Origin of the sequence: Pseudomonas sp. NPDC087804 (assembly GCF_044742965.1) — a bacterium.
Classification (GTDB): Bacteria; Pseudomonadota; Gammaproteobacteria; order Pseudomonadales; family Pseudomonadaceae; genus Aquipseudomonas; species Aquipseudomonas rustica.
This window is the reverse complement of sequence record NZ_JBIUVN010000009.1, coordinates 79111-99400: the sequence shown is the minus strand read 5'-3', so window position 1 is coordinate 99400 and position 20290 is coordinate 79111. Positions and strand designations below refer to the sequence as shown.

Below are 20290 nucleotides of genomic sequence, written 5' to 3'. Positions count from 1 at the left end.
GCGATCAATCAGCCTAAGGGCGGATCAATCTTCGCGGTAGCGACGCAGCTTCAACTGCTTACCGGCAACGCGAGTGTCCTTCAGTTTGGTCAGGAGTTTGTCCAGACCATCTTCCGGCAGCTCGACGAGGCTGAAGCTGTCACGCACCTGGATGCGACCGATCGCTTCACGGGCCAGACCGCCTTCGTTGAGGATGGCGCCCAGCAGGTTTTTCGCAGCGATACCGTCACGCGCACCCAGCGCGGTACGGCAACGAGCACGGCCTTCGCCCAAAGGCATTGGCGCGCGACGCTCGCGGTCACCACGATCAGGACGATCGCCAGTGCGCTCAGGACGGTCGCCACGCGGTGCATTGTTCGGCACCAGTGGGCGTTCCTTCTCGATTGCAGCCAGGTTCAGCGCTTGACCGTTGGTGGCTTTGCGCAGCAGCGCAGCAGCCAGAGCACGCGGAGTGCAGCCGATGTCTGCGGTCAGACGATCGAGCAACTCACCGTGAGTCGATTCAGCATCAGCCACCAGCGGCGACAGGCTGTTGGTCAGTTTCTTGATGCGCGCATCGAGAACGGCTTGAGCGTCCGGCAGGCGAACTTCAGCAACCTTCTGACCGGTTACACGCTCGATCACTTGCAGCATGCGGCGCTCACGTGGAGTCACCAGCAGCAGTGCACGACCTTCGCGACCGGCACGGCCAGTACGGCCGATACGGTGAACGTAGGACTCTGGATCGTACGGCATGTCAACGTTGAACACGTGAGTGATGCGCGGAACGTCCAGACCACGAGCAGCAACGTCGGTCGCAACAACGATGTCCAGACGGCCATCTTTCAGCGAGTCGATAACGCGCTCACGCTGGTTCTGGGCGATGTCACCGTTCAACGCGGCGGCTTTGTAGCCTTTGGCGTCGAGGGCGCTGGCCAGATCCAGGGTCGCTTGCTTGGTGCGCACGAACATGATCAGAGCGTCGAAGTCTTCCACTTCCAGCAAGCTGAGAACAGCCGAAGTCTTCTGGTCAGCGTGAACCAACAGGTGAGCCTGTTCAATCGCGGTAACGGTCTGGGTCTTGGTCTGGATCTTCACGTGTTGCGGATCGCGCAGATGGCGTTCGGCAATGGCGCGGATCGACTGCGGCAAGGTGGCCGAGAACAGTACAGTCTGACGGGTCGGTGGCAGAGCCTTGAAGATAACTTCGAGGTCGTCCATGAAACCCAGTTTGAGCATTTCGTCCGCTTCGTCGAGAACCAGGTGGTTCACGGTCGACAGGACTTTTTCGTCACGACGCAGGTGGTCGCACAGACGGCCCGGGGTGGCGACAACGATCTGTGCGCCATTACGGATTGCTTTCAGTTGCGGGCCCATCGGCGCGCCGCCGTAAACGGCCACAACAGTAACGCCTGGCATTTGCTTGGCGTAGGTTTCGAAAGCGGTTGCTACTTGCAGCGCCAACTCACGGGTTGGCGCCAGGATCAGGGCTTGCGGCTCGCGCTTGGCAGGATCGATGCGGTGCAGGATCGGCAGGGCGAATGCGGCGGTTTTACCCGTACCGGTTTGCGCCTGACCAATCATGTCTTGACCGGCCATGATGATCGGGATCGATTGCTGCTGAATAGCCGAAGGTTCTTCGTAGCCAGTCGCGATGACGGCTGCAAGAATGTTCGGATTAAGATTAAAAGCGGCGAAGCCGCCGGTTTCCTGGGTCATGGGTCTGCCTCTAAGTGCATCCGCAAAGACCCATGCTCCAAAGCTGCGCATGCCGTGTTGAGACTCAAGAGTCGCCCTGGCTGCTTTGTCGGCGGGGATTTGCGAAAACGAATGAATGAAAAAAAAGAATCGTCCGGGAAGAGCCCGCAGTGCGGACGTGCAGCCGAAGCTGACTTCGGGGAATTGCGCTACCTAAACGCGGCCCGGTTAAAGGCCGGCGCGCACTATACCGGAAATTGCCCAAAAAGGGAGCTTTTTTTATCGGCAAAATGCGTGTGTCACCGCTGTGTAATGGGGTTTTGCGGATAATCGTTTCAAGGTCTATTTTTCAAAGGCCCGGCCCTGCGGGCGATGAGGCTTAAACGATTCACCGACGTGCGGCATTCCGTCGCTGCACCTGCCCTTCCCGCCCGAGGATCTACCGATGAATCAGCCCTGCGCCGGCCGCGTCAGCCGAGAACGTCGTGGTCACGTCCACCTGATCGGCCTGGATCGAGCGGCCAAGCGCAATGCTTTCGACCTCGACCTGCTCAACGACTTGAGCCTGGCCTATGGCGAGTTCGAAGCCGACAGCGAGGCGCGGGTAGCGGTGGTGTTCGGCCATGGCGAACACTTTACCGCCGGTCTGGATCTGGTAAATGCCAGCTCAGCATTGGCCGAAGGTTGGCAGGTTCCGACCGGCGGTTGCGATCCGTGGGGTGTTTTCGTCGGGCCACGGGTGAGCAAACCGGTGATTGTCGCGGCGCAGGGTTATTGCCTGACCATCGGGATCGAGCTCATGTTGGCGGCGGATATCAATCTTTGCGCGAGCAACACCCGCTTCGCGCAAATGGAAGTGCAGCGTGGGATCTTTCCTTTTGGTGGCGCGACTTTACGTTTTCAACAGATTGCCGGCTGGGGCAATGCGATGCGCTGGCTGCTGACCGGCGATGAGTTTGATGCGCACGATGCGTTGCGCTTGGGGTTGGTGCAGGAAGTGATGGCCAGTGTGGATTTGTTGCCACGGGCAATGGAATTGGCGGAGCGGATCGCGCGACAGGCGCCATTGGGGGTGCAGGCGACGTTGATGTCGGCGCGGCAGGCGCGGTATGAGGGTGAGACGGCGGCGACGCAGGGCTTGCCGGCGTTGGTGAAGAAGTTGTTGGCGAGTGAGGATGCCAAGGAGGGCGTGCGGTCTTTAGTGGAACGGCGGCCTGGAATATTCAAAGGAATTTAACTCCTGTAGGAGCTGCCGAAGGCTGCGATCTTTTGATCTTGATCCTATGAAAAACAAGATCAAAAGATCGCAGCCTTCGGCAGCTCCTACAGGGGTTTCGGATCAAGTGGCCGGGCGAATCGCGTTGATCAACGACTGCAACGAATACCCCAACCGTGGCGCCAGCGCTTCGGCCCGCGCAGTCAACGCCTGCATGTCCAGTTCCTGATCGAGATCCGCCGGCACCAGCAGAATCACATTGCCCTCCTTCACCGGCAGCTCCCAGTAATGCCGGTGATAGAGCCCGCGCAACAGCGCCGCGCCCAACGGCTGGCCATCATCGGTGGCCCACTGATTGATCACCAGCCAGCCGCCCGGATTCAAACGCTTCTGGCAATCACCGAGAAACCCCCAGGCCAGGTGCCCGACACCCGGCCCGACGTCGGTGTAGAGGTCGACGAAGATCAAATCCGCAGGTTCCGCCGTCGGCAGCAATTCCAGCGCATCGCCAACACGGATGTACAGACGCGGGTCATCATCCAGCCCAAGATATTCGATCGCCAGACGCGGCACGTCCGGGCGCAACTCGATGGCTTCAACATCTTCCAGTGGCAGAAACTTGAGGCAGGCCTGGGTCAATGTCCCCGCACCCAACCCGAGAAACAGCGCGCTGTCCGGTTGCTCATGGCACAACGCGCCGATCAGCATCGCGCGGGTGTAGTCGTACTCCAGCCAGCTCGGGTCAGCGGTGAACACGCAGCTCTGCTCGATCGCATCGCCGAATTCGAGAAAGCGGTAATCGGCCACTTCCAGCACGCGAATCACGCCGAACTCATCCTGTACTTCGGCGAGCAGATGCTCGACGCGCTCCTCAGTCATTTCGTCTCCTGATGGTCACCGGGCGCGGTGACGCGATGGCACCGCTGTGGCGCCGTGGCAAAGCGGCAATTGTCGGCGAAGGGGCGGGAGCAGGTCACGCACTAATTGCTGCTAACATGGCCGTCCGTGCGTAGAACCTTAGAGACCGTGATGAGCCAACCGTGGAGCCCTGACAGCTGGCGCGCCCTGCCGATCCAGCAACAACCGCAATACCCCGACGCCGCACACCTGCGCCAGGTCGAGCAAACCCTGGCCAGTTATCCGCCACTGGTGTTTGCCGGTGAGGCGCGTGAACTGCGCCGGCAGTTTGCCGAAGTCACCCAGGGCCGGGCATTCCTGCTGCAGGGTGGCGATTGCGCAGAAAGCTTCGCCGAATTCTCCGCGGCGAAGATTCGCGACACGTTTAAAGTGTTGCTGCAAATGGCGATCGTCATGACCTTCGCCGCCGGTTGCCCGGTGGTCAAAGTCGGGCGCATGGCCGGTCAGTTCGCCAAGCCGCGTTCGGCCAACGACGAGACCATCGACGGCGTGACGCTGCCGGCTTATCGCGGCGATATCGTCAACGGCATCGGTTTCGATGAGAAGAGCCGCGTACCGGATCCGGAGCGTCTGCTGCAGTCCTATCACCAGTCCACCGCGACGCTGAACCTGTTGCGCGCCTTCGCTCAGGGCGGTTTTGCCGACCTGCACCAAGTGCACAAATGGAACCTCGATTTCATCGCCAACTCGGCGCTGGCCGAGAAGTACAGCCACCTCGCCGACCGCATCGATGAAACCCTGGCATTCATGCGCGCTTGCGGCATGGACAGCTCGCCGCAACTGCGCGAAACCAGTTTTTTTACCGCTCACGAAGCGTTGCTGCTGAACTACGAAGAAGCCTTCGTGCGCCGCGACAGCCTGACCAACGATTACTACGATTGCTCGGCGCACATGCTGTGGATCGGCGACCGCACCCGTCAGCTCGACGGCGCTCACGTTGAGTTTCTGCGTGGCGTGAACAACCCGATCGGCGTGAAAGTCGGCCCGAGCATGAACCCGGATGATCTGATCCGCCTGATCGACGTGCTAAACCCGGACAACGATCCGGGGCGTCTTAACCTGATCGCGCGGATGGGCGCGAACAAGGTTGGCGATCACCTGCCGGCGCTGATCCGCGCGGTGCAGCGCGAAGGCAAGCAAGTGCTATGGAGTTCCGACCCGATGCACGGCAACACCATCAAGGCCAGCAGCGGCTACAAGACCCGCGACTTCGCGCAGATCCTTGGCGAGGTGAAGCAGTTCTTCCAGGTGCACGAAGCGGAAGGCAGTTATGCCGGCGGGATTCACATAGAGATGACCGGGCAGAACGTCACCGAGTGCATCGGTGGAGCGCGGCCGATTACGGAAGACGGCTTGTCAGATCGGTATCACACGCATTGTGATCCTCGGATGAATGCCGATCAGTCGCTGGAGTTGGCATTCCTCATCGCCGAAACCCTCAAGCAGGTTCGCCGCTAAACCGCCTGGCCACCGCCCCTGTAGGAGCTGCCGAAGGCTGCGATCTTTTGATGTTGTTTTTTTAAGATCAAGATCAAAAGATCGCAGCCTTCGGCAGCTCCTACAGGGGGCCGTCGATTTTGGCCAATGCCACCCGCAACCGCAGCGCACTCTCGCGCTGACAATTGAGCTGCACCCGCGCCAGCCCCAACCAATCCGCCATCCGCTGCAAATTCATCGCCAGCGCCAACATCCCCTCTTCATCCAACCCCGGCTCTTCCTCGTGCACCGCATGCACCGCCAACCGCCCCGACGCTCGCTCAGCGCGTAAATCAACCCGCGCGGCAATCCGTTCATTGTGCAAAAACGGCAACACGTAATAGCCGTAAACCCGCTTGTCCTGCGGCGTGTAAATCTCCAGCCGATAGCGGAAATTAAACAATCGCTCCGTCCTGCTGCGCTCCCAGATCAACGAATCGAATGGCGACAACAGCGCACTCGCCGTCACTTTGCGCGGGATTTTCGGCTCCGGCAGGCAGTAAGCGATCTGCCGCCAACCGGCCACTTCGCACATCTGCAACTGCCCCGCCTCGACCAGTTCCGCCAGTCGTGGTCGCGCATCCGCTGGATTCAAGCGGAAGTAATCACGCAGGTCTTTCTCAGTGCCGACACCCATCGCCTGCACCGCATGCAATAGCAATCCCCGTTGCGCCTCGGCTTCATCCGGCAATGCCTGCTGCAAGATCGAAGAAGGAATTACCCGCTCCGGCAAATCATACAAACGCTCAAAACCACGCCGTCCCGCCACCGTCACTTCACCAGCCGCAAACAACCACTCCAGCGCATGCTTTTCCGCGCTCCAGTCCCACCATGGCCCGGCCTTGTCTTCGCGGGTCGACAGACTGCCGGCGCCCACCGCGCCCTGCTCTTGCACCGAACTCAACACGCGACGCACCACGTCCTGCTGCTCGCGACCAAACTTCGCCAGTTGCTGATAAATATCCTCGCCGCGCCGCGCTCGCTGCATGCGCCAAGCCATCAACGGATACATCGACAGCGGCAGTAACGATGCTTCATGGCCCCAATATTCAAACAACGTGCGACGGCGCCCCGAACTCCAGGCAGCCTGGTCGAGCAAGTCAGAAGAATAGGGACCGAGACGGGAAAACAGCGGCAGGTAGTGCGAGCGCACCACGGCGTTGACGGAGTCGATTTGCAGCAAGCCCAGCCGTTCGATCAGCCGGTTGACGTGAGTGGCTTTGACGGTCGGCGGCTGGCGCCCGCTGAACCCTTGGGCAGCCAGCGCCAGTCGTCGCGCCTGTTTGAGGGAAAAGGACAGTGTCGCGGGCATGAGCATCTCCTTGTCTGCTCGCAACCTACCTCACCTGAAAGTGGTTTGTGTAGCGGCGCCCTCATCATTTATGCATCGGGTCGTCCCAGAATGGCCGCACGGTTTCGTGTTCGACGTCGGCACGACTGACCCCGATGTCCTTCAACGCTTCGTCGCTCAGACTGGCGAGCAACTCACGTTCACGGTGCAAATCGTACCAGCGGCTAAACTTGTGCAGCAGATCGGAAACGATGTGACCGCTGAATTTTTCTTCGCCTGCAAACTCTCTTTGACCTTTCATCGTGTTGCCCTCCGTTGTGGATGGCTCAAGTCTCTGCCTGGCGCTAAGATCAATCCAACGAATGTTTCTGATGGCATGCATCACGGAGATTCATCAATTGTCCGCCTACCCCAGTATCGATACCGATGTGTTGCGTACCTTCGTCGCGATTGCCGATCAGGGCGGTTTCACCCGCGCCGGCGAAATGGTCAACCGCACGCAATCGGCGGTGAGCATGCAGATGAAGCGTCTGGAAGAAGACGTGTTGCAGCGCCAATTGTTCGAGCGTGATGGACGTCAGGTGCGCCTCACGGCTGAGGGCCAGGTGCTGCTCGGTTATGCGCGGCGCATTCTTAAACTTCACAGTGAAGTGTTCAACACGCTGCGCGAGCCGCACATGGTCGGCACGGTACGCATCGGTACGCCGGACGATTACGTGATGCGTTTTCTGCCGGGGATTCTGTCGCGATTCGCCCAGTTCTATCCGCTGATCCAGATCGAAGTGCATTGCGAGTCGACCAAACAACTGTTGCAGCGCACCGACCTGGACTTGTCGATCGTCACCCGCGAGCCGGGCAACGAGATCGGCCAACTGCTGCGCAAGGAGCGTTTCGTCTGGGCCGAGGCGCAGAACTTCAGCGCCCACGAACAAACGCCGCTGCCGCTGGCAATGTTCAACAGTGATTGTTTCTGCCGCTTGTGGGCGTGCAATGCGCTGGACGCGATGGGCCGCGACTACCGCATCGCCTACAACAGCACCAGTTTGTCGGCGCTGATGGCCGTGGTCAGCGCGGGTCTGGCGATCACCGCGCAACTGGAAAGCCTGATCACCCCGGACATGCGCATTCTTGGTGCCGACCAAGACCTGCCGTTGTTGCCGGAGGCCAGCATCATGCTGGTGCGCAACCTGAACAATCCATCGCCGATCACCGAATGCCTGGCCGAGCACATCGTCGAAGGCTTCAAACTTTAAACGCGAGCATCACCGCACACAGCACCAGAAACCCGCAGAACAGCCCACGCAGGAGTTTTTCCGGCATCGCGTGGGCGACTTTTACACCCCAACTGATGCTGGCCAGACCACCGATGGCCAGCGGCAGGCCGATCATCCAGTCCACTTCGTGATGCACCGCGTACGTCATCAACGTCACGCCGGTGCTCGGCAAGGCCAGCGCCAGCGATAAGCCCTGAGCAACCACTTGGGTGGTGCCGAACAGACTGGTCAAAACCGGCGTCGCCACCACCGCCCCGCCAACCCCGAACAAACCGCCCATGGTGCCCGAGGCCGCGCCGAGCACACCAAGCCACGGCCATGAGTAGCGCATCTCCGACGTCGCGGCAGGTTGGCGGCCGAACATCTTCAACAGGTTGTAAACCGACAACACCACCAGAAAAGCGACGAAGCCGATGCGCATGGTTTGCGCGTCGATACCGACAGCCCAAATCGAGCCGATCCAGGCAAAGCAAAAACCCATCACCGCCAGCGGCAACGCGTGGCGCAATTCAATGCGATTACGCTGGTGGTAGCGCCACAGCGCCAACATCACGTTCGGCACCACCATCACCAGCGCCGTGCCTTGGGCGATCTGTTGATCAAGGCCAAACCAAACACCGAGCAGCGGAATCGCGATCAGGCCACCACCGATGCCGAAGATGCCACCGAGGGTGCCGAGTGCGGCACCGAATAACAGGTACAACAAAAACTCCATCACAGCCGAATTCCTCTTACGTCAGGCGAATCATCCTACGCAGTCGCGGCTGGCGGGGAAACGCACAGCAACGCACAATGGCTATGCCGATTTCGCACAAGCATCGAGTTCGCCATGAATCCCAATCAACTCACCGACCAGCTCGGATTGTTTCTGGATGTGCTGGAGAGCGGCAGTTTTTCTGCCGTCTCGCGCCGCCATCCGCTGACGCCATCAGCCATTGCGCGACGGATCGACAGCCTGGAAAGCGCCGTGGGCAGCCAGTTGTTTGTCCGCAGCACTCACGCGGTGCTCGCCACGCCGGCCGGGCTGGCGTTCGCCGAACGGGCACGTCGAATCGTAGCTGAGCTGCAACTGGCTCGCGCCGAAGCCGTGTCTTTGAGCAGCGCGCCGGAAGGTTTGATTCGGATTGATGCGCCGGCGGCGTTTGGTCGACGGCATCTGGCGCCAGTAATTGCCGACTTTCTGGTGTTGTACCCAGGGCTCGATGTGCAGTTGCACCTGATCGACAGTTTTGTCGACATGGGCGGTTCCAATCTCGGCAAGGTCGATCTGGTGCTGCGCGCCGGGCAACTGGCGGATACCCGATTGGTCGCAACGCCGCTGGCGAGCATGGTGCGCGTCGCTTGTGCGAGTCCTGACTACCTCAAGCGTCGGGGCGTGCCGAGCACTCCAGCGCAATTGAGCGAACATGACGGCCTCGACTGGGAAGGCCTCGCCCCGCCGTTCGCCTGGCGCTTCGAGCAGGACGGGCAGATGCAATTGCATCGCCCGGCGCGCATCCGCATGAGCGCCAACAATGCCGAAGCCTTGGTGTGCGGGGCGCTGGCCGGGTTGGGCATTGCGCATCTGCCCACATGGCTGGCCAGTGAATACTTGCTGCGCGGCGAATTATTGCCACTGTTTTGCGCCGACGGTCTGCCGAAACCGGAAACCACCGGCATCTACGCGTTGCGCATGGAACAACAAACCCACTCGCGCAGCCGCTTGCTTCTGGAATACCTGAAAACGCGCTTCAGCCCTATACCGCCGTGGGATCTGGCGCTGCAAAGGGATCTCGGCCGGCACTAGCGCTGGAAAATTATCTGGCGCATTAAACACTCGAGCGCTAGATTCGTGACCATCAACGATCAAGGCGTAGACATGACTTCCGAACGCGACACCTGCGACGACCTGCTACTCGACAATCAGGCCTGCTTCGCCCTGCATTCCACCTCGCTGATGATGACCAAGGTGTACAAACCTTTGTTGCAAGCGCTGGGGCTGACCTATCCGCAGTACCTGGCGATGATGGTGTTGTGGGAAAAGGACGGTTTGACGGTCGGGGAAATCAGCACAAAGTTGCTCACCGATCCGGGGTCGCTGACGCCACTGCTTAAACGGCTGGAGGGTGAAGGGTTATTGAGCCGTACGCGTAGCCGAGAGGATGAGCGGGTCGTCATCGTCGAACTGACTGCCAAGGGGCGTGAACTCAAAGAGAGCGCTCAAACCGTTCCGCAATGCATTCTCGGCGCCAGCGGTTTCTCCATCGAACGCCTGCAAAACCTGCAAGCAGAGCTACAAGCACTGCGCAGCCACCTGCAAAACAGCCTCACCTGAATCCACCCTCTCCCCCTGTAGGAGCTGCGGCACGCTGCGATCTGTTGACCTTGGTTTTTAAGATCAAAAGATCGCAGCGTGCCGCAGCTCCTACAAGTGCTTCAGCCAATCAACACGAATCATTTTTTAAATTTATCTTGCGCGCTGAATATTAGCGCGATACATTCACTTCGCACTTACTTAGCGCGCAAACAATTAGCGCAACACATCACACCCTACGAGGCTCTCACCATGCAAACTCTCTACACCGCAATCGCAACCTCCACTGGCGGCCGTGATGGTCGCGCGATCTCCAGCGACAACATCCTCGACGTCAAACTCGCCACCCCGAAAGAACTCGGCGGTGCTGGCGGCGCGGCGACCAACCCTGAGCAACTGTTTGCCGCCGGCTACTCGGCCTGCTTCATCGGCGCACTGAAATTTGTCGCCAGCCAGACCAAACGCAAGATCCCGGATGACGCATCGATCACCGCCCACGTCGGCATTGGTCAGATCCCCGGCGGTTTTGGTCTGGACATCGATCTGCACATCAGCCTGCCCGGCCTGGAACAAGCCGACGCGCAATCGCTGGTCGACGCGGCGCACCAGGTCTGCCCGTACTCCAACGCCACCCGTGGCAATGTCGACGTACGCTTGCACGTCACTGTGTAAACAAAGCAAAAGATCGCAGCCTGCGGCAGCTCCTACACCGATCCCTGTAGGAGCTGCCGCAGGCTGCGATCTTTTGCTCTTTCTTTCAGGCACAAAAAAGCCCGACTCAATGGTCGGGCTTTTTCTTTCCGCAAAAACCGGTGCTTATTTAGCACGGCCTTTGTAGGAACCGCCTTCGCGGGTGTCGATTTCGATCTTGTCACCGATTTCGATGAAGTCAGCAACTTGCAGCTCAGTACCGTTAGCCAGTTTGGCTGGCTTCATGACTTTGCCGGAAGTGTCGCCACGAGCCGAACCTTCGGTGTAGTCAACTACGCGCACGATGGTGGTCGGCAGCTCTACGGAAACCAGACGCTCTTCGAAGAAGATCGCTTCGCAAACATCGGTCATGCCTTCTTCAACGAAAGGCAGAACGGCTTCGATGTCTTCAGCGTTCAGCTCGTACATGGTGTAGTCAGTGGTGTCCATGAACGTGTAGGTGTCGCCGCTGATGAAGGACAGGGTCGCTTCTTTGCGGTCGAGGATTACGTCGTCCAGTTTGTCGTCAGCGCTGTAAACGATCTCGGTCTTGTAACCGGTCAGCAGGTTTTTCAGCTTGGTCTTCATGATCGCGCTGTTACGGCCCGACTTGGTGAATTCAGCTTTCTGAACCAGCCAAGGATCGTTTTCGAGACGGATCACGGTACCGGGTTTCAGTTCTTTACCAGTTTTCATTGCGAATATCCGAATTTGGATGGGATTTACAAAAATCTAGGCCGCGTATCATATCCAATTTAGGTAAAACTGTACCAGCGCTGCGGCAAGATCGGCCTGCAAGCCTTGTTCCAGACACCATTTTTGCGCATTTTCCTGCAGTTCTGGCCAGTGTTTGCGGCTCGCCAGCCAGTGTTCACCGATCGGCTGACCGGCACTCCACGCCCGCCACAGACCGTTCATCGCCTCAGCAGCGGCCGGCGACAAGCCTTTTGTGTAAAGCGCGAGGAAGGCGTCGAGCTTGTCCAGATGGATGTCTTCGTCCTGCTGATAGATGTGCCAGAGCATCGGCCGCCCCGCCCATTGCGCACGCACGAACGAATCTTCGCCACGCACTGCGTTGAAATCGCAACACCACAGCAGATGATCGTATTGATCCTGTCGGACGAACGGCAGCACTTGCACGGTCAACGACTGGCGCACATGAATTGCGCCGACACTCAGCGTTTCCACGTCCAGCCACTGGGCGACATCTCCCAGCACGCGCCCTTCTGGCACCAGCAGATGCGTCGGTTGGCTGTCCGCCGCCAACACATCAAGCCAACTGGCCAGCCCTGCGTTTTCGTAAGCAAACAGCGAGATCAGTTGCGCACCCTCGGCGCGATCAATCCCCAGACCTTGCAGGAATGTTCGCTGCGCCTGCGCGTCCTGCTGAAATTGCCTACGACGCTCCAGCAATCCTCGCTCACGCAACAATCCGCCCGTCCCCGCTTGGAATCCGGGAAAAAAGAAGAACTTCTGCACGGTTTTGTATTTGACCGACGGCAGTCCGTGGCAACCGATCACCCAGTCTTCGGCGCTCAGATAGTCAAGGTTCATCCACAGCGGCGGCTTCTCGCGCTCGGCCATGGCGTCCATGTAATCACTCGGCAGCTGACAGGCAAACGCAGCAATGACCACATCGGCCGCCTCGGTGTGCAGCCACTCGCTCGGCCAGTGCCGCACCTCGACACCTTGCTGGATTTGCTGCGCGACGTTGATATCAATCTCGGGACAGATACGCTCAAACGCACGCAGATCATCGACCCACAAGCGCACCGGCAAAGCATGCTCAGCGACCAATTGCCGAGCCAGACGCCAGGTCACGCCGATGTCGCCATAGTTGTCGACCACGGTGCAGAAAATATCCCAGCGGGGTTTCAGTTCCGACATTCAAGACTCCCGTTGGCAAAAGCTGCAATTGTCCGCATAAATCACCTCGCGCAGAAGAGCCGACGGCGATTAATCTTCGTGCGACAATCGCCGCTCGCCCGTCATCATCCGCCAGGAGGCAGCCATGCCCTACCGCCCAAACCCGCGTCGCCCCTTGCCTGTTCAGCTTAGTGCGCTGCGCCTGACCGGCAGCATTGCTTTGGGCATGTGGCTAGGTTTTCTCGCCATCGCGCTGACCTGCTGGGTGCTTTCTCGTTTTCTGTTCGCTGAACAATTGGCGCCGGTCGCTCAAGCCGTTCAGCAAGTCGCCAAACCACCAGCGGCGATTCCGGTTCAGCCGGACATTCCGCCGCAAAGCCAACTGTTCCAGCAGTACGAAGAAAACCTGCGCAAAAATGAACAGCAGGCTCGTCTGGATCAGGCGCGCAACAGCAGCCGCAATCAGTCGAACCCCAACTGCCAGTTCTGGCTGCAGCAAGATCAGACGGCTCCAAGCGAAAAATCCCGCGCCAACGTTTTGCAATTCTGCGATTGACCATGAACAAGCATACCGTCCACCAACTGATTCTCGACAAGCTGCGCATCGACCTCGACATCGCCGAACGTGCGGCGCAAACCGCTTACGAAACCGCGACTCACGAAGAGAACATCGCCGAAAACAAGTACGACACGTTGGGACTGGAAGCGTCGTATCTGGCGGCGGGTCAGGCGAAACGGGTCGAGGAAATTCGGCAGTCACTGGCGCTGTGCCAGAACTTGACGTTGCGTGCCTACGACGAAAATCGCGGCATCGAAGTCGGCGCCCTGCTCGGTCTGGAGGATGAAAAGGGTCGCGAGCAATGGCTGTTTCTGGCGCCGGATGCGGCAGGCCTGAAAGTCGACGTGGTCGGTCAGCCGATTACCGTCATCACCCCGCGCTCGCCGCTGGGCAAAAGTCTGCTGGGCAAGTGCGAAGGTGATGAGGTGGAGATTCTGGTGGCGGGCACCCGGCAACAGTTTGCTGTCACCGAGGTGCTCTGATTCAACGGATCAGTGAACCGGCAGTTCGACGCCGTCGAACAGTTCTTCCAGTTCCTGCTTGTTGTGGCACTGAATGGCTTTGGCCATCACTTCGCGGGTCAGGTGCGGCGCAAACTTCTCGATGAAGTCGCACATGAAACCACGCAGGAAGGTGCCGCGACGGAAACCGATCTTGGTGATGCTCGACTCGAACAGCTCGCTGGCGTCCAGCACTACCAGGTCGTTGTCGAGTTTGGTGTCGACCGCCATTTTCGCGACGATGCCCACGCCCAGACCCAGACGTACGTAAGTTTTGATCACGTCGGCGTCGGCAGCGGTGAAAACCACTTTCGGCGTCAGGCCGCGATGGCTGAAGGCTTCGTCGAGTTTCGAACGGCCGGTGAACCCGAACACGTAAGTCACGATCGGGTATTCGGCCAGTGCTTCCAGAGTCAGCTTCGGCAGTTTGGTCAGCGGGTGACCTTGCGGCACGACCACGCAGCGGTTCCAGCGGTAGCACGGCATCATCACCAGATCGCCGAACAGTTCCAGCGCTTCGGTGGCAATGGCGAAATCGACAGTGCCGTCAGCGGCCATTTCGGCGATCTGCATCGGCGAGCCCTGGTGCATGTGCAATGCGACGTCAGGGTATTGCTTGATGAAATTGCTGATCACCGGCGGCAAGGCATAACGCGCCTGGGTGTGCGTGGTGGCGATCGACAGGGTGCCCTTCTTCTCGTTGGAGAATTCCTGAGCGATCTGCTTGATGCTTTCGACCTTGCGCAGAATCTCACCGGCGGTGGTGATGATGCGCTCGCCGGCCGGGGTGACGCGGGTCAGGTGCTTGCCGCTGCGGGCAAACACTTCAACGCCGAGTTCGTCTTCCAGCAGACGGATTTGTTTACTGATGCCCGGTTGCGAGGTGTAAAGGCTTTGGGCTGTAGCGGAAACGTTGAGGTCGTGGTGCGCCACTTCCCAGATGTAGCGCAATTGTTGAAGCTTCATATGTATCCCTCAAAGCAGGTAGACGCCACGGGCATCAGCGACGGTATATAACTATATTAATGGTTTGAAGAATAAATCTAGAACTTTTTTGTCAAAGTGCCATTATTCTGCTTCAGCGATCCTCACTGCGCCGACGCTCAACCAGCGGCACCAGATAAACCGGCACCTTCGATAACTGCAGAACCCGCGCCGCCGTTCGCCCCAACGGCGTTTCCGCGCCCACCCCATGGCTATGACTGCCAACGATCAGCAAGTCGACAGAGAGCTTCTGCACCTGGTCGAGAATCACCTGTGACGGATCACCCTGCAGCACGCGCACCGCGCGAATGCGCTGCAAGTCTTGTTCGCCTTCATCGCCCAATTCTTCACGAAAGCTTTCCAGCACCCGCTGCTCGATATTGGCGATGACTGTTTTCAGACCTTGGCTATGAAATTCGTTCAATGCCTGCTCATCGAGATAGCTCTGCAACACCGATTCGGCGAATAGCCCCATCGGCTCCACCGCGTGCACCACGTACAGGTCAGCATTGAATGTTCGCGCCAACGCCAGGGCATGCTGCATCACTAACGGTGCGTACAGACCGAGGTCAGTGGCATACAGCATCGAACGAATCATATGACCTCCTCGCAAGCCAACATGGCGGAGATTTGATTCAGCTTAGCAGTGCCTTGGCGACTACGACGTGCGGCGCAACGTCTTGAACCGTTTGGGCTTTAGACCGCTGGTTCGTTGCTGATGCCGTGGGGGACATGGCCCGTGGCAACCACTTCGCGGGCCGCCTCGCAATGCCCGGCCTGATCGTCGAAAAACACGTCAGCGGCGAACGCTTCGAGGAACGCCGATTTGGTCAGACCGCCGAGAAAAAGCGATTCGTCGAGACGAATATCCCACTCGCGCAAGGTGCGAATGACCCGCTCGTGCGCCGGTGCCGAACGCGCGGTGACCAGCGCCGTGCGGATCGGGCAATCGTCATCGGGGAATTCGCGCTGGAGCAGATTGAGTGCGGCCAGAAATCCTTTGAACGGGCCACCACGCAACGGTTCGCGGGCCGATTCACGCTCCTTGGCCTGAAACGCTTCCAGCCCGCCGGACTGATACACACGCTCCGACTCGTCGGAAAAAATCACCGCATCACCATCGAAGGCGATGCGCAATTCGTCGCTGGCGGCACGGCTGGCACCCCCGGACAGAATGGTTGCGGCGGCAAAACCAGCGTCCAGCGCCGCGCGCACATCCTCGGCGTGGGTCGACAGAAACAGATCACAACCAAAGGCTTTCAGATACGGATAAGGACTGCGTCCGCCGACAAACGCCGCGCGGGAAATCGCCAGCCCATAATGGTGAATCGAGTTGAACACGCGCAGGCCAGTATCGGCGCTGTTGCGCGACACCAGAATCACCTCGACCCGCGCGCGGCCGAGGCGACTGTTGAGTGCCAGGAGTTTTTCCACCAGCGGGAAGGCATCGCCGGGCGCGAGAATCTCGTCTTCGTGTTCGATCTGATATTGCCGATAGGCTTCGACGCCGCTCGACAGATACACCTTGTGGCTCTCGCTCAGGTCGAACAAGGCTCGCGACGAAATCGCCAGCACCAGTTTGTCATCGATGTTTTTGGCCATGCCTTTCCCCGCCCCTTACAAAAAACCGACCTAAACGTTGCGTCGGTCGATAAAGCTTAAATTGCGGTACAGCGCTTCGATACGCGGCAAGTCACAGCCTGCCGCTTTCGCTGCCGCCAATGGTCGAGCGTAGATCGCTTCGAGTTCCAGCGGACGTTTATGCAAAAAGTCGTGGTACATGCTCGGCCAGTAGTCGGGCATTTTCTCGGTCATCGTGAACAGGAAACCGGCGTAACCGGGCGGCATGTCGTGGCCGCAGGCTTTGGCGCCCTCAACCACTTCGGCCATCAATGCCTGGATGTGCGCGCGGCTGTCGGCATCGGCCATCAACGGCGTGGTGCCCGCGCCGAGCAATACCGAGAGACCGTTATAAGGGATATTCCAGACCAGTTTCTGCCAGCGCGCCTGGTGCAGATTGGGCATCGCTTGCGAATCAAGACCGGCGGTACGGAACAGCTCGGCGCCCTCCTCAACGATCGCCATGCGCGCGACATCATCAATCGCCGAGCCGCTGTGATAACCGACGTTGACTGCGCCGAGCGCCTGATGCGTCACCAGACCCGGCCCATCGCGATGCACGCAGATCAGGCACAGACCACCGAGCAGATGCAGCGAATCAGGCAACAGCGCACGCAAACTGTCTTCGACATCCAGACCGTTTTGCAGCAACAGCACCTTCGCATCCGGCTTGGCGGCTTGAATGATTGCCGGCGCCAGATCAGCGTTGCTGGTGGTTTTTGCGCCCACCAGCAGCCAGTCACACTTGGGCATGTCTTCGGCTGACGAATAGGCTTGCGCCGGGTTCAGCGTCATCTGGCCATGCACCGCGCTGTTCACCTGCAAACCGCGCTCGGCGACTGCCGAGAATTCGCTGCGCAACAAAAAGTGCACATCAAAACCGGCCCGCGCCAGCATCACACCGTAAAATCCGCCGATTGCGCCGGTACCAATAATCCCGATCACCGGCTTATTCACTGCCGCCATCATGGCAACTCCTCTGCAATTCGACCCAGCGCCTGCGCCAATGCTTCGTTGAGTGCATCGGCGGTCAGGCGTGCGTGCACCGCCCCAAAGAACTCGCCGTCGCGCACTACAAACAGCGCCGGCAAATGAAAGACCTGATAACGCTCGACCAAACCACCGTTGTCGCCGGCGTCGATCCAGCACAAGCGATCGGCCGCCAGCGCCATCCCCGGCAATACTTCGCGGGCATAGCGGCAACTCGCGCAGCCGACACTGGTGAAAATCACCAGGGAAACGCCGCTCATCGCCAGCAGCCGTTGGTCGGCGTCGAAATCGGTCAGTTCGGATTCGACCACTATACTGGGGGAAACAATGTCAAATGGCCGACACAGGGAGTCTGTGCTCATGGGACGTTTCATTCCTCATCCGGACGAGGTGCCGGTTGAATTAACCTTGCTCAAGCCTGAATGTATTTCCAGGCAACAGCTGCACACTATCAGCCTCGGCGGCATCGCTTGCAATTACCACCGTGCCTGGCGCCATGGCACGGCGCTGCAAGTGCGCATGCCGACGCTCAACACCGACATCTGTTATCCGGGCTACGTGGCGTGGTGTTTGCGGCGTAAAAAAGGTTATCTGGTGGGCATCGCGTTTACCGATGAGCAGACGCTGTTCAGCGCACGAATGGGTGAGCAGGTGTGTCAGATCGAGCGCTACTGCCGCATGAACGAAACCCACGATGATCTGCAGGAAATTCAGGCTGTGGCCCTGCAATGGGTCGAGCAACACGCCGATGAGTTCTCCCATGACAGCGTGCGCAAGGCTTTTGCGCAGCCAGCGCTGGACTAAAGCACCTTTTGCCCATTGTCGAGCAGGCGCTTTACGCGCTAAGGTTCCGCTCCCCGACGCGCTTAAATCTGCTGTGCTCCGCCGCGCGGGGATCGCTGGCGGCCGGCACCCGTGACCTGACGAGTAAACGATGGCTGATTTACCGATCAACGACCTAAACGTCGCCTCTAACGAGACCCTGATCACTCCTGATCAGCTCAAGCGTGATATCCCTCTGAGCGACGCCGCCCTGCGCACCGTCACCAAGGGCCGCGAAGTCATTCGCAACATTCTTGATGGCACCGACCACCGTCTGTTCGTAGTGATCGGCCCGTGCTCGATCCACGACATCAAGGCTGCCCACGAATACGCCGATCGCCTCAAGGTGCTGGCGGAGGAAGTCTCCGACACCCTGTATCTGGTCATGCGCGTGTATTTCGAGAAGCCGCGCACCACCGTCGGCTGGAAAGGCCTGATCAACGATCCGTACCTGGACGACTCGTTCAAGATTCAGGACGGCCTGCACATCGGTCGCCAGTTGCTGCTGGATCTGGCCGAAAAAGGCCTGCCAACCGCCACCGAAGCCCTCGACCCGATCTCCCCGCAATATTTGCAGGATCTGATCAGTTGGTCGGCCATCGGCGCGCGCACCACTGAATCGCAGACTCACCGTGAAATGGCTTCCGGCCTGTCCTCGGCGGTCGGCTTCAAGAACGGCACAGACGGCGGCCTGACGGTTGCGATCAACGCCTTGCAGTCAGTCTCCAGCCCGCACCGCTTCCTCGGTATCAACCAGGAAGGTGGCGTGTCGATCGTCACCACCAAAGGCAACGCCTACGGTCACGTCGTGCTGCGCGGTGGCAACGGCAAGCCGAACTACGATTCGGTCAGCGTTGCCCTGTGCGAACAGGCGCTGAACAAAGCCAAGATCAAGCCGAACGTGATGGTCGATTGCAGCCACGCCAACTCCAACAAGGATCCGGCCCTGCAACCATTGGTGATGGAAAACGTCGCCAACCAGATCCTTGAAGGCAACCAGTCGATCATCGGCCTGATGGTCGAAAGTCACCTGAACTGGGGCTGCCAGTCGATTCCGAAAGACCTCGCCGATCTGCAATACGGCGTGTCGATCACCGATGCCTGCATCGACTGGTCGGCCACCGAGACTACCCTGCGCAGCATGCACGCCAAGCTAAAAGACGTGCTGCCGAAACGTCAGCGCAACTGATCAAGGTTTCGCAGGCATAAAAAAACGCCGGGCAATGCCCGGCGTTTTTGTGTGTGCGATTCAGATCTTCGCGGCGCGGCGCTGGTGGCGTTCCATATAGCGCTCGACGTAGGAGCACGACGGGATCACCGTGTAGCCCATTTCTTCGGCGTACTGCAGCGCGCTTTCGGTCAGCGCTGCCGCTATGCCTCGGCCACGCAAGGCGTTGGGCACGAACGTGCGATAGATATCCAGGGTCTGTTTCCCCAGATCCATATAGGTCAGATAGGCACGATGACCGTCCACATTGGTCTCGAACTGATGACCAGCCTGGTCATGGTGGATGGACAACGCCTCGCTCATCACTACTCCTCGCGGGTCTTGAATTCTGACCCCTACCTTACCGATGTTTTTCCGGCGAAGGAACATCTACGCCACCCCGTGCCTGTTGGACACCGAGAAGAGCCACACCGATCTCGCGCAACCGAGCACCTGATAAATAGTAGGCACCATTGGCAAAAATGCTCAAGGTGCGCTCGTCATCAAGCCAGTTGACGGGGGTTGCTCCGATGGACGCAGGGGTGGCGTGGGAGAAGATCTTCCCGGGCCGCTCACCTGAACATTGCCGGATGTTGAGACTTAAGACGTGCAGCCTTTTTTAAAGTCACCTCACGAAACATAAAGATAGGTGATGCACCACGCAAAATCGCAATGAAAGTATGGACGAATTGATATAGACAGACTTTAGCCAAGACTGCAAAAACAACCATCACAACGGGAACTTTTTCCCATTAACTCGCTCAGCGCGGGGCTTGTAGCTGTTTATTTTTTAAACAGCGCAGTTAAAAGTTGCTCGAAAAAGAATCAACGCCTACAATTTTTTTTGCATCTTGCGCTACGTCAGTTTACTTACTACAAGTAATGGGTAGTATGTACGCCGGCTATT

At 58.9% G+C, this 20290-nt stretch carries 23 protein-coding genes; 10 read left to right on the top strand and 13 right to left on the bottom strand.

The window, feature by feature from the left end; genetic code table 11:
* Positions 1-24 precede the first annotated feature (24 nt).
* Positions 25-1698: a DEAD/DEAH box helicase gene (locus ACIOMO_RS14880; RefSeq protein ID WP_053122275.1), complete on the bottom strand. Its 1674-nt coding sequence runs from the start codon at positions 1696-1698 to the stop codon at positions 25-27.
* A gap of 424 nt (positions 1699-2122) precedes the next feature.
* Here ACIOMO_RS14880 and ACIOMO_RS14875 point away from each other — a divergent pair, with 424 nt between their 5' ends.
* Complete coding sequence (locus ACIOMO_RS14875) at positions 2123-2914, top strand: crotonase/enoyl-CoA hydratase family protein (RefSeq protein ID WP_401241602.1); 792 nt, start codon at positions 2123-2125, stop codon at positions 2912-2914.
* A 102-nt stretch (positions 2915-3016) separates the two neighbouring features.
* Here the strand turns inward: ACIOMO_RS14875 and ACIOMO_RS14870 are convergent, their stop codons facing one another.
* Entirely contained in the window at positions 3017-3772 is a 756-nt protein-coding gene (locus tag ACIOMO_RS14870; protein WP_053122388.1) for a spermidine synthase, read from the bottom strand.
* A 150-nt stretch (positions 3773-3922) separates the two neighbouring features.
* Between ACIOMO_RS14870 and ACIOMO_RS14865 the strand changes: the two genes are divergently transcribed.
* Entirely contained in the window at positions 3923-5269 is a 1347-nt protein-coding gene (locus tag ACIOMO_RS14865) for a class II 3-deoxy-7-phosphoheptulonate synthase (RefSeq protein WP_003226774.1), read from the top strand.
* A gap of 100 nt (positions 5270-5369) precedes the next feature.
* Here the strand turns inward: ACIOMO_RS14865 and ACIOMO_RS14860 are convergent, their stop codons facing one another.
* Positions 5370-6599: a winged helix-turn-helix domain-containing protein gene (locus ACIOMO_RS14860; RefSeq protein ID WP_401241599.1), complete on the bottom strand. Its 1230-nt coding sequence runs from the start codon at positions 6597-6599 to the stop codon at positions 5370-5372.
* 64 nt (positions 6600-6663) lie between these two features.
* Positions 6664-6879 carry a DUF1127 domain-containing protein gene (locus ACIOMO_RS14855; RefSeq protein WP_053122393.1) on the bottom strand — a complete coding sequence of 72 codons (216 nt, stop codon included), beginning with the start codon at positions 6877-6879 and terminating at the stop codon, positions 6664-6666.
* A 97-nt stretch (positions 6880-6976) separates the two neighbouring features.
* Between ACIOMO_RS14855 and ACIOMO_RS14850 the strand changes: the two genes are divergently transcribed.
* The gene (locus ACIOMO_RS14850; protein ID WP_172680137.1) at positions 6977-7831 is read left to right on the top strand and encodes a LysR substrate-binding domain-containing protein; all 855 of its coding nucleotides are present in this window, start codon (positions 6977-6979) and stop codon (positions 7829-7831) included.
* On the opposite strand, the gene ACIOMO_RS14845 is transcribed toward ACIOMO_RS14850, so the two are convergent.
* Positions 7821-8570, bottom strand: coding sequence for a sulfite exporter TauE/SafE family protein (locus tag ACIOMO_RS14845; protein ID WP_401241596.1), 750 nt, complete (start codon positions 8568-8570; stop codon positions 7821-7823). The two genes, ACIOMO_RS14850 and ACIOMO_RS14845, sit on opposite strands and share 11 nt — an antisense overlap.
* 111 nt (positions 8571-8681) lie before the next feature.
* On the opposite strand from ACIOMO_RS14845, the gene ACIOMO_RS14840 reads away from it, so the two are divergent.
* The 3 genes from ACIOMO_RS14840 (at position 8682) to ACIOMO_RS14830 (ending at position 10817) form a co-directional block, all read left to right on the top strand.
* Entirely contained in the window at positions 8682-9638 is a 957-nt protein-coding gene (locus ACIOMO_RS14840) for a LysR family transcriptional regulator (protein ID WP_401241594.1), read from the top strand.
* 72 nt (positions 9639-9710) lie between these two features.
* A complete protein-coding gene (locus tag ACIOMO_RS14835; RefSeq protein WP_400755707.1) occupies positions 9711-10166 on the top strand; it encodes a MarR family winged helix-turn-helix transcriptional regulator in 456 nt (151 codons plus the stop codon).
* A 231-nt stretch (positions 10167-10397) separates the two neighbouring features.
* The gene (locus tag ACIOMO_RS14830; RefSeq protein WP_034155242.1) at positions 10398-10817 is read left to right on the top strand and encodes an organic hydroperoxide resistance protein; all 420 of its coding nucleotides are present in this window, start codon (positions 10398-10400) and stop codon (positions 10815-10817) included.
* Between the two features lie 144 nt (positions 10818-10961).
* Here ACIOMO_RS14830 and ACIOMO_RS14825 read toward each other — a convergent pair whose 3' ends face one another.
* Complete coding sequence (locus ACIOMO_RS14825) at positions 10962-11531, bottom strand: elongation factor P (protein WP_007908599.1); 570 nt, start codon at positions 11529-11531, stop codon at positions 10962-10964.
* 48 nt (positions 11532-11579) lie between these two features.
* Complete coding sequence (gene earP, locus ACIOMO_RS14820) at positions 11580-12722, bottom strand: elongation factor P maturation arginine rhamnosyltransferase EarP (RefSeq protein WP_401241591.1); 1143 nt, start codon at positions 12720-12722, stop codon at positions 11580-11582.
* Positions 12723-12846: 124 nt separating this feature from the next.
* On the opposite strand from earP, the gene ACIOMO_RS14815 reads away from it, so the two are divergent.
* Entirely contained in the window at positions 12847-13257 is a 411-nt protein-coding gene (locus ACIOMO_RS14815) for a hypothetical protein (protein WP_053122285.1), read from the top strand.
* A gap of 2 nt (positions 13258-13259) precedes the next feature.
* The gene (locus tag ACIOMO_RS14810) at positions 13260-13742 is read left to right on the top strand and encodes a GreA/GreB family elongation factor (RefSeq protein ID WP_053122286.1); all 483 of its coding nucleotides are present in this window, start codon (positions 13260-13262) and stop codon (positions 13740-13742) included.
* Between the two features lie 9 nt (positions 13743-13751).
* On the opposite strand, the gene cysB is transcribed toward ACIOMO_RS14810, so the two are convergent.
* From cysB to ACIOMO_RS14785, 5 genes are all read right to left on the bottom strand, one after another.
* The gene (gene cysB, locus ACIOMO_RS14805) at positions 13752-14726 is read right to left on the bottom strand and encodes an HTH-type transcriptional regulator CysB (RefSeq protein ID WP_007908591.1); all 975 of its coding nucleotides are present in this window, start codon (positions 14724-14726) and stop codon (positions 13752-13754) included.
* 112 nt (positions 14727-14838) lie between these two features.
* Complete coding sequence (locus tag ACIOMO_RS14800; RefSeq protein WP_053122288.1) at positions 14839-15342, bottom strand: universal stress protein; 504 nt, start codon at positions 15340-15342, stop codon at positions 14839-14841.
* 98 nt (positions 15343-15440) lie between these two features.
* On the bottom strand, positions 15441-16346 hold the full coding sequence (locus ACIOMO_RS14795) for a 5'-nucleotidase (RefSeq protein ID WP_053122291.1): 906 nt from the start codon (positions 16344-16346) through the stop codon (positions 15441-15443).
* Between the two features lie 30 nt (positions 16347-16376).
* Positions 16377-17333, bottom strand: a complete 957-nt coding sequence (locus tag ACIOMO_RS14790; protein WP_401241586.1) for a putative 2-dehydropantoate 2-reductase — start codon at positions 17331-17333, stop codon at positions 16377-16379.
* Entirely contained in the window at positions 17330-17716 is a 387-nt protein-coding gene (locus ACIOMO_RS14785) for a co-chaperone YbbN (RefSeq protein ID WP_053122294.1), read from the bottom strand. The genes ACIOMO_RS14790 and ACIOMO_RS14785 overlap by 4 nt, the downstream gene beginning before the upstream one ends.
* Between ACIOMO_RS14785 and ACIOMO_RS14780 the strand changes: the two genes are divergently transcribed.
* Complete coding sequence (locus tag ACIOMO_RS14780; protein WP_053122296.1) at positions 17715-18158, top strand: PilZ domain-containing protein; 444 nt, start codon at positions 17715-17717, stop codon at positions 18156-18158. The genes ACIOMO_RS14785 and ACIOMO_RS14780 overlap by 2 nt on opposite strands.
* A 130-nt stretch (positions 18159-18288) precedes the next feature.
* Entirely contained in the window at positions 18289-19365 is a 1077-nt protein-coding gene (locus tag ACIOMO_RS14775) for a 3-deoxy-7-phosphoheptulonate synthase (protein WP_401241582.1), read from the top strand.
* Positions 19366-19425: 60 nt separating this feature from the next.
* Here ACIOMO_RS14775 and ACIOMO_RS14770 read toward each other — a convergent pair whose 3' ends face one another.
* Positions 19426-19707, bottom strand: coding sequence for a GNAT family N-acetyltransferase (locus tag ACIOMO_RS14770; protein WP_003226804.1), 282 nt, complete (start codon positions 19705-19707; stop codon positions 19426-19428).
* Between the last annotated feature and the right edge of the window lie 583 nt (positions 19708-20290).

Bases quoted from the DNA above. Each gene is read 5' to 3' on its own strand.
- ACIOMO_RS14880 (WP_053122275.1), bottom strand. From the start codon at position 1,698: ATGACCCAGGAAACCGGCGGCTTCGCCGCTTTTAATCTTAATCCGAAC.
- ACIOMO_RS14875 (WP_401241602.1), top strand. From the start codon at position 2,123: ATGAATCAGCCCTGCGCCGGCCGCGTCAGCCGAGAACGTCGTGGTCAC.
- ACIOMO_RS14870 (WP_053122388.1), bottom strand. From the start codon at position 3,772: ATGACTGAGGAGCGCGTCGAGCATCTGCTCGCCGAAGTACAGGATGAG.
- ACIOMO_RS14865 (WP_003226774.1), top strand. From the start codon at position 3,923: ATGAGCCAACCGTGGAGCCCTGACAGCTGGCGCGCCCTGCCGATCCAG.
- ACIOMO_RS14860 (WP_401241599.1), bottom strand. From the start codon at position 6,599: ATGCCCGCGACACTGTCCTTTTCCCTCAAACAGGCGCGACGACTGGCG.
- ACIOMO_RS14855 (WP_053122393.1), bottom strand. From the start codon at position 6,879: ATGAAAGGTCAAAGAGAGTTTGCAGGCGAAGAAAAATTCAGCGGTCAC.
- ACIOMO_RS14840 (WP_401241594.1), top strand. From the start codon at position 8,682: ATGAATCCCAATCAACTCACCGACCAGCTCGGATTGTTTCTGGATGTG.
- ACIOMO_RS14835 (WP_400755707.1), top strand. From the start codon at position 9,711: ATGACTTCCGAACGCGACACCTGCGACGACCTGCTACTCGACAATCAG.
- ACIOMO_RS14830 (WP_034155242.1), top strand. From the start codon at position 10,398: ATGCAAACTCTCTACACCGCAATCGCAACCTCCACTGGCGGCCGTGAT.
- ACIOMO_RS14825 (WP_007908599.1), bottom strand. From the start codon at position 11,531: ATGAAAACTGGTAAAGAACTGAAACCCGGTACCGTGATCCGTCTCGAA.
- earP (WP_401241591.1), bottom strand. From the start codon at position 12,722: ATGTCGGAACTGAAACCCCGCTGGGATATTTTCTGCACCGTGGTCGAC.
- ACIOMO_RS14815 (WP_053122285.1), top strand. From the start codon at position 12,847: ATGCCCTACCGCCCAAACCCGCGTCGCCCCTTGCCTGTTCAGCTTAGT.
- ACIOMO_RS14810 (WP_053122286.1), top strand. From the start codon at position 13,260: ATGAACAAGCATACCGTCCACCAACTGATTCTCGACAAGCTGCGCATC.
- cysB (WP_007908591.1), bottom strand. From the start codon at position 14,726: ATGAAGCTTCAACAATTGCGCTACATCTGGGAAGTGGCGCACCACGAC.
- ACIOMO_RS14800 (WP_053122288.1), bottom strand. From the start codon at position 15,342: ATGATTCGTTCGATGCTGTATGCCACTGACCTCGGTCTGTACGCACCG.
- ACIOMO_RS14795 (WP_053122291.1), bottom strand. From the start codon at position 16,346: ATGGCCAAAAACATCGATGACAAACTGGTGCTGGCGATTTCGTCGCGA.
- ACIOMO_RS14790 (WP_401241586.1), bottom strand. From the start codon at position 17,333: ATGATGGCGGCAGTGAATAAGCCGGTGATCGGGATTATTGGTACCGGC.
- ACIOMO_RS14780 (WP_053122296.1), top strand. From the start codon at position 17,715: ATGGGACGTTTCATTCCTCATCCGGACGAGGTGCCGGTTGAATTAACC.
- ACIOMO_RS14785 (WP_053122294.1), bottom strand. From the start codon at position 17,716: ATGAGCACAGACTCCCTGTGTCGGCCATTTGACATTGTTTCCCCCAGT.
- ACIOMO_RS14775 (WP_401241582.1), top strand. From the start codon at position 18,289: ATGGCTGATTTACCGATCAACGACCTAAACGTCGCCTCTAACGAGACC.
- ACIOMO_RS14770 (WP_003226804.1), bottom strand. From the start codon at position 19,707: ATGAGCGAGGCGTTGTCCATCCACCATGACCAGGCTGGTCATCAGTTC.